Below are 7653 nucleotides of genomic sequence, written 5' to 3'. Positions count from 1 at the left end.
CGCCGTCATTAAATTTTGGTGGAGGTAAACGGGATCGAACCGATGACCTCTTGCATGCCATGCAAGCGCTCTCCCAGCTGAGCTATACCCCCTTGAAGCAATGAAACAGTGTTTCTCTGCTGCAATGCAAAAATTGTAGCACAGGGTTTTCGCTGCTTTTTCCAAACCACCAACAATTTGTCGAAAGCATGAAAAAAGGGATGCAGAACGCACCCCTTTCTGTCAGCCAACAGGCACTATCAGCTCACTGCACCGCCATCGCGGATGCGATGCATTTCGCCGATATCCACAGTCCAGACCAGACCATCGCCAATCTGGCCGGTGCGGCAGGCAGCGACGATGGCTTCGCGAATCACTGCCACCATGGACTCCTCCACGATCACGCAAACCATGAGCTTGTCCGAAAAATCGGTCAGCTCATCCTTGACCGTGCGCTTGTCCACGGCAGCGGGGGCCGTAAAACCTTCGGCCTTGAAGATTGTCACGCCGGGAAAGTTCGGAATCGCACGCAACTCGGTACGCAGGCGCTCCAACCGGCTGGGACGCACGATGGCGCGGATTTCTTTCATCGTCATCGAATCACTCCTTTCTCAAATCAAGCCTCGGTCGGCTTCTCGTCAAACCAGCGGTACAGCGTGGGCAGCACCACCAGGGTCAGCAGGGTCGACGTGATCAGACCACCGATCACCACAATGGCCAGCGGACGCTGAACTTCGGAGCCCGGACCTGTCGCGAACAGGAACGGCACCAGACCCAGCAAGGCCACGGTGGCAGTCATCATCACCGGACGGAAACGCTGGGTACAGCCTTCACGCACAGCTTCGGCCACCGCCATTCCCTCCTGCCGCAGATGGCGGATGCTGGAGACCAGCACCACACCATTGAGCACGGCGATACCCCACAAGGCAATAAAGCCCACGGAAGCCGGCACGCTGACATATTCACCCGTGACAAACAGCCCGATCAGGCCGCCAATCGAAGCGAAGGGCAGAACCAGAATAATCAGGCTGGCCAGCTTGATCGAATTGAACAGCAGGAACAGCAGGAAGAAGATGGCGACGATAGTCAGCGGAACGATCACCTGCAGCGTGCCCATGGCGCGCTCCATGTTCTCGAACTGACCGCCGAACTTGAAGTAATAGCCGTCGGGCAGCTTGACTTCCTTGTCCAGGCGCTGCTCGACCTCGGCCACAAAGCCTGCCAGATCACGCCCTTCCACGTTGGCCCCCACCACCACACGACGCTTGCCGCCTTCGCGGCTGATCTGTGCCGGTCCGTCCACCAGTTCGATCCTGGCCAGGCTGCTCAGCGGCACTTGCGCGCCAGTGGCCGTGGTCAGCAATGCAGCACCGATGGCTTCGGGAGAGCCGCGATAGGACTCGGGGAAACGCACCACCACGGAGTAGCGACGCTCACCCTCGTACAAGGTCGTGACATCCTTGCCACCGATGGCGGACTCCAGCAGGCTTTGCACATCGGCCACATTCAGACCGTGGCGGGCGATCGCCTTGCGATCAATGTCCACCGTCAGCGCCTGCTGGCCCGAGAGTCGCTCAACACGGATGTCGGTGCTGCCGGAGACGCTCTTCAGAATACGTGCCACCTGTTCGGAGACGTCCTTGAGATCATCCAGTTCATCACCAAACACCTTGACGGCCAGCTGCGAGCGCACGCCCGTCACCATTTCATCCACACGCTCGGAGATGGGCTGTGACAGCACAATCTGCACCCCGGGAATCTTGGACAGACGCTGACGGATGTCCTCGTCGATCTCGTCCTGGCTGCGCTCGGACTCGGGGTCCAGCAGCACGATGGGGTCGGACTCGTTGGGACCTGCCGGATCGGCCGGCGATTCGCCACGGCCTAGCTTGGACACCACGGACTTCACGCCAGGCACCTGCGCCACTTCCTTCATGGCGGCCATTTCCATGCGGATGGATTCATCCAGGGAAATGCTGGGCACGCGGTTGATCTGCGGCGTCAGCGCCCCTTCCTTCATGGTCGGCATAAAGGACTTGCCCAGCAGCGGGAACAATCCCAGCGAGCCGATCAGCAGCGCCACAGCCACGGCCAGGGTCAGGCGGTTGCGCACCGTAGCAACATCGAGCAGACGCAGATAGTGGCGCTTGAGGAAGGCGATCAGCTTGGTATCGTGGTCTGCGCCGCCCTTGAGGAAGTAGGAACACAGCACAGGCGACAGGAACAGCGAAACCGCCAGCGAGATAGCCAGAGCCATGGCGATGGTCAGCGCCAGCGGGCCGAACATCTTGCCTTCAATGCCTTGCAGCGTCATCAGCGGCAGGAACACCAGAATGATGATGGCAATACCGAAGATGGTGGGCGTAGCCACTTCCACGGTGGCAGACAGCACGGTGCGAATGCGTTCGCCACGCGAATCACCAGCCTGCCCCAGTTTGTGAAACACGTTTTCCACCACCACCACGGTGGCATCCACCATCAGGCCGATGGCAATGGCCAGCCCTCCCAAAGACATCAGGTTGGCAGAAATGCCGTATCTGTTCATCAGTATGAAGGTCGTCAGCGGCGTGATGATCAGCGTCGCGACCACGATCAGGCTGGAGCGCACATCGCCAAGGAAGATGAACAGCACCACCACCACCAGGAAGATGCCTTCAATCAGCACCTTGCCCACGGTCCAGAGGGCGGAATCGACCAGATCGGTACGGTCGTAGTAGGGAACGATCTGCAGACCGCCAGGCAGCATGCCCTTGGCGTTGATCTCTTCCACGCGCTCCTTCATGCGGGTCACTACCTCCTTGGCATTGCCTCCGCGCATCATCAGCACGATGCCAGAGACGCTTTCGGTATAGCCGCCCTTGATGATGGCGCCCTGGCGGACCTCGGCATCGATCTGCACCTTGGCCACATCGCGCACATAGACCGGCACGCCGCCCTGCTCCTTGAGCACGATGTTGCCGATATCGTCCAGGGAGCGGATCATGCCCACGCCGCGGATCAAATACTGCTCGGTCACCTGAGGCAGGATGCCGCCGCTGGCATTGGCATTGTTATCCGCCACGGCCTGCACCACCTGGCGCACGCTCAGGTTGTAGTGACGCAGACGGGCTGGGTCGACCAACACCTGGTACTGCTTGACATAGCCGCCCTGGGAGTTGATTTCAGCCACACCGGGAATGGAGCGCAGCAAGGGTCGCGCCACCCAGTCCTGGATGGTGCGACGCTCCGTCAGCTCCGCCTGGGTCAGCTCGCGCTCGCCATCATCGGGATGATCAAGCGTGTACTGGTAGACCTCGCCCAGGCCCGTGGATACCGGCCCCAGCACCGGCACGATGCCTTCAGGCATGCGCGGCGTGACTTCGATCAGACGCTCCGTCACCAGCTGGCGGGCAAAGTACACATCGGTCGCATCGGTGAACACCAGCGTAATGATGGACAGACCACTCTTGTTGAGCGAGCGCATCTCGGCCAGGCCGGGCAAGCCCGTCATGGCAATTTCCAGAGGCACGGTCACAAAACGCTCGATTTCTTCGGGCGAGCGGCCGGGAGCTTCGGTGGCAACCTGAACCTGCACATTGGTCACATCGGGGAAGGCATCCACCGACAGATTCATGGCAGCACGCAGGCCGAATCCACACATCACCAGCGCCAGCACGACCACCACCAGCCGCTGCGATAGCGCGGCACGAATCATGGAGGCAATCATGGGCTTACTCCAGTTCTGCGCGCTTGCGCTCGTTGTTCAGGTGGAATGCACCGTCGACCACGATCTGCGTGCCTTCGCTCAGCCCCTTGATCACAGGTCGCAGACCACCGCTGGCCGCGCCCAGCTCCACCGGAGTCAGGCGATAGTGGTTTTCGGCCTTCTTGACGTAGACATGGTCCCTGTCGTTCTCGCGGACCACTGCCAGTGCAGGGATCGCCAGAGTCTTCTCCACGGCTCCCTGAATCTTCATGGTGGCCAGCATCTGGGGCTTGAGCGCCAGATCCTTGTTGTCCACCTGAGTACGGATGGTCACGGTGCGGGTTTCGGGCGACACGGTGTCACCCACGTAGATGATCTTGCCGGAGATGGGAGTCTCCTCGACGGTCAGCCCCAGCGCCGGCACATCGACCTGTACGTTCTGGCCAGTCTGCACGCTGCGTGCAATCTGCTCGGGCAAGGCGCCTACCACCCAGACGTTGGATAGATCCGCCACGGTGAACAGAGGATCTCCAGGCTGTGCCACCTGACCCTGGCTGACCTGGCGCTCGATCACGATACCGGCGGCAGAAGCCGTGATGGCAGCATTCGGTGCCACATTGCCCTTGGCGCGCAAACTGCTCAGCGCATCGGCGGACAAGCCCATCAGCTTGAGCTGATCGCCTGCCGCCCGCAGCTCTGCGCGGGCAATCTGCACTTCGGATTCGCGGCGCAGCAGTTCTGCAGAGCCAATCACGTCAGCAGCAATCAGCTGACGCGCCCGCTCTACGGAGCGTTCGGCCAGAGTCGCTGTGGCGCTGGCACGCATATAGGCCAGCTGAGCCGTGGTCAGCTCGGGGCTGGCGACGCGCGCCAGGGTCTGGCCTGTTTTGACGCGATCGCCGGTTTCGGCCAGCACCTCGGTCACACGGCCTGTCACGGCCGCACCGATGCGGGTGACCCTGCGCTCGTTGGCTTCGATGCGACCGGCAATTTCCTGCACTGATGCGACCTCGGCCTGCGCTACCGCTGCGGTCTTGAAGTTGGTCGCCATTTCGGCCGAGACAACCACCTCCATGGGGTCCAGCTCAGCCTTGGTATCTGCAGCAGCAACCGCAGCAGCCGCCTGCTCGTCCTTGCCACAGCCGGTCAGGGTCAATGTTGTCAGCCCGGCCAGCGCCAGTGCCAGAACCAGAGAGGCAGGATGCGCAGTCCTGGAATGATGATGAGAAGACATAAAGCGAATTCAAAAAATGCGAAAACGTGGTCTTGACTTTGAAAGCTCAAAGCGAGGAAGGCTCGGCATAGCGACCGGCCAGGAAGTCCAGCTCGATCCGGGCCGATTGCAGCTGATAGCGGGCTTCCAGCAGGTCGGCACGCACCGTGCGCAGCACGCGCTGGGCATCAAGCACATCGAGAATGCCTCGCTCGCCATAGCGGTAAGCGGCTTCGGCCACGCGCAGGGCCGATTCAGCCTCGCGCACCGACCCTTCGCTCAGGGCCTTGATGCGCACCTGCGCCATCTCCATGACCTTCCAGGCCTGCAGCATCTGCTGCTCCAGCTCGGCCCTGCGGCCTTCCATGCGCAGCCGCGCGCGTTCGGCTTCCGAAGCGGCTTCGTCAATCGGGCCGCGACGCTGGTCGAACAGTGGAATCTGCATGCTCACGCCGACGGTGTTGTTGCGAATATCGGGCTCGCGCGTCTGTGCGTAACGCAGCTCGAGACCCGGCCATCGGCTGGCCTTGGCACCGCTCTTCTGCGCTTCGGCCTTGTCCACCTCGGACTGCAGTTGCAGCAGCTCCGGATGGGACTGCCAGTTGATGTTCTTCAGCTGAGCCTGGGCCACCGGGTCCTGCAAAGACAGGGCCAGGTCAAAGCGGCTGGGCAACTGGCCTGCGGCCAGGCGATTGAGCGTGAGCTGGGATTGCTCGGCCAGCAAGCGGGCAGATTGCTCCTGCTGGCGCGCGTTGATCAGTTCGGCATCGGCCTTGATGATTTCGTAACGCGCTGCCTCGCCACTGGAAACACGCACGCGTACCCGCTCATGGGCCTGCTCCAGCAGCTTGACGGCGTCATAGGCAGCCTGCGCCTGCGCCTGCCGCAGCACCACCTCATAAGCCTTGAGCTTGACCTGGGCAATGAGGGCATTGCGCGATGCGGCAATCTGGTGCACCGATGCCCGCTGCCCGGCTTCAGCGGCTTCAATGCGCGCAGCGCGCACCGAAGGCATTTCGATGGGAACCGAAATCGCCATGGTCTGCACATTGCCAGGCGTGGCCGATGCCAGGCGCGCCTTGTTGTCGCCGCGGCTCCACTCCAGCTTGGGATTGGGCAGAGCACCGGCGCTGACCACAGCCGCCTGAGCGGTGACGCTCGACTGCTGAACGGAGCGCAGTTCAGGGTTGTTGTCCAGCACGGTCTGCACCAGTTGCGTCAGGGTCAGCTTGGGCTGCACCTGATCGGAAATCGTGCTGCTGGTTTGTGGTGCACCACTGGCATTCTGAGCATGCGCAGCCAGAGCTGCAGCGAGACACATGCCGAAAATGGCCGAGCGCTTGAGGCTGCGCAATGGTGCAGGGCCAGAAGAATTCTTGCTGGCCTTGGCCGGGAAAGAAGCCGGCACTCTCGATCTATTGAACATAGAACACAGCTGCCTTCTTGAGGGCAGATAAAGTGAGGAAAGGGTCGAAACCCCGTCATGCACATGCGGCAGCCGCCGCATGCAATGCAGGATCAGTTACACCTGAGCAGGTGAAGCCGCCCCAGACCTGTCTCAGAGCCATGTTCTGCAGACAAGCACATTCCAGGCCAGCAGGCTCTGAAACAAGGGACAGCAGGTATCGGGGGAGTCAAGCCCGGCGCAAGCAAAGCGACGTGGATGTCGTCAGGTGCGCTGGAGCTAGCCTGCCAGAGGCAGGCTCATATTGGGCGGACGCAGCATGCTTTCCGGCCAGGGATAGGTAGGGTGCACCACATGCTCCTGAGGAGGCACCCGGATATCAGCCACACCCACAGCTACCGCTTCGGGAGGGCCAAACAGTTCATTGCGATCGTCCTGCGCAGGATTGAGCTCGGCAGTGCGATGTGGACGATGAATGGAGAACTCCACCGTATCGTCTTCCACATCGTCCTCGAACTCCTGCAACACATCGACACCGTACTCATGCGGCTCTGTGTCGAGCACATAAGCCATGGCCACCACATCTTGCGAACCCGCGTGCCACACGGCGATGAGTTGCACTCCGATGATGGAGGCAAACATCAGCAGCGACAGCAGAAAGGAAGACGCCGGGCGCATGGATAGAAAAAGCGGTGGTTAAACGGACAACGATGAGGGGAAGGGACAGTCACCGGGAAACAGGCCCGATAGTGACAAGATGGTGTACTGATCGGCAACAAAAGTTCCCACATGAAAAACTTTTGTCAACATCTGTAAGGGTGAACGATAGCGTATCGCCATAGCACTTGCATGGCAAGGGTATCTTGCTAGAAAGTCAGGAGCAAATCAGGTTTGCAAGAGCATGACCGGCAAGAAAAAAGCCGCAATCAATTGCTTGATTGCGGCTTTTTTAATCTGGCGGAGTGGACGGGACTCGAACCCGCGACCCCCGGCGTGACAGGCCGGTATTCTAACCAACTGAACTACCACTCCTGGCAGGAAGCTTTGCTACATATTATATAGCTGCAAGCGCTTCAAACTTGGCGACCCTACGGGGATTCGAACCCCGGTACTCACCGTGAAAGGGTGATGTCCTAGGCCTCTAGACGATAGGGTCAATTCCTAGAACGATTCGAGTCTTGCGACTCGCCGTCATTAAATTTTGGTGGAGGTAAACGGGATCGAACCGATGACCTCTTGCATGCCATGCAAGCGCTCTCCCAGCTGAGCTATACCCCCAAAAAACTGTGGCGGAGTGGACGGGACTCGAACCCGCGACCCCCGGCGTGACAGGCCGGTATTCTAACCAACTGAACTACCACTCCTGGCAGG

At 60.4% G+C, this 7653-nt stretch carries 5 protein-coding genes and 5 tRNA genes; all 10 read right to left on the bottom strand.

Features of this window, described 5'->3' with window-relative positions:
• Positions 1-16: 16 nt before the first annotated feature.
• The 10 genes from ACLBXN_RS24455 to ACLBXN_RS24410 all read right to left on the bottom strand — a co-directional run bounded on the left by ACLBXN_RS24455 (position 17) and on the right by ACLBXN_RS24410 (position 7646).
• Positions 17-92, bottom strand: a tRNA-Ala gene (locus ACLBXN_RS24455).
• A gap of 147 nt (positions 93-239) precedes the next feature.
• On the bottom strand, positions 240-575 hold the full coding sequence (locus ACLBXN_RS24450) for a P-II family nitrogen regulator (RefSeq protein WP_003057166.1): 336 nt from the start codon (positions 573-575) through the stop codon (positions 240-242).
• 20 nt (positions 576-595) lie between these two features.
• Positions 596-3685: an efflux RND transporter permease subunit gene (locus ACLBXN_RS24445; protein WP_447613866.1), complete on the bottom strand. Its 3090-nt coding sequence runs from the start codon at positions 3683-3685 to the stop codon at positions 596-598.
• 4 nt (positions 3686-3689) lie between these two features.
• Complete coding sequence (locus ACLBXN_RS24440; RefSeq protein WP_447613865.1) at positions 3690-4898, bottom strand: efflux RND transporter periplasmic adaptor subunit; 1209 nt, start codon at positions 4896-4898, stop codon at positions 3690-3692.
• Positions 4899-4944: 46 nt separating this feature from the next.
• The gene (locus ACLBXN_RS24435; protein ID WP_043007405.1) at positions 4945-6198 is read right to left on the bottom strand and encodes a TolC family protein; all 1254 of its coding nucleotides are present in this window, start codon (positions 6196-6198) and stop codon (positions 4945-4947) included.
• A 363-nt stretch (positions 6199-6561) separates the two neighbouring features.
• Positions 6562-6960, bottom strand: coding sequence for a hypothetical protein (locus ACLBXN_RS24430; RefSeq protein ID WP_447613864.1), 399 nt, complete (start codon positions 6958-6960; stop codon positions 6562-6564).
• Positions 6961-7237: 277 nt separating this feature from the next.
• Positions 7238-7314 (bottom strand) — tRNA-Asp (locus ACLBXN_RS24425).
• A gap of 48 nt (positions 7315-7362) precedes the next feature.
• Positions 7363-7438: transfer RNA gene (locus tag ACLBXN_RS24420), tRNA-Glu, on the bottom strand.
• A gap of 46 nt (positions 7439-7484) precedes the next feature.
• A tRNA-Ala gene (locus tag ACLBXN_RS24415) sits at positions 7485-7560 on the bottom strand.
• A 9-nt stretch (positions 7561-7569) separates the two neighbouring features.
• Positions 7570-7646, bottom strand: a tRNA-Asp gene (locus ACLBXN_RS24410).
• Positions 7647-7653: the final 7 nt, after the last annotated feature.

Source organism: Comamonas sp. C24C (assembly GCF_053345995.1).
This window is presented reverse-complemented; position numbering and strand designations above follow the sequence as displayed.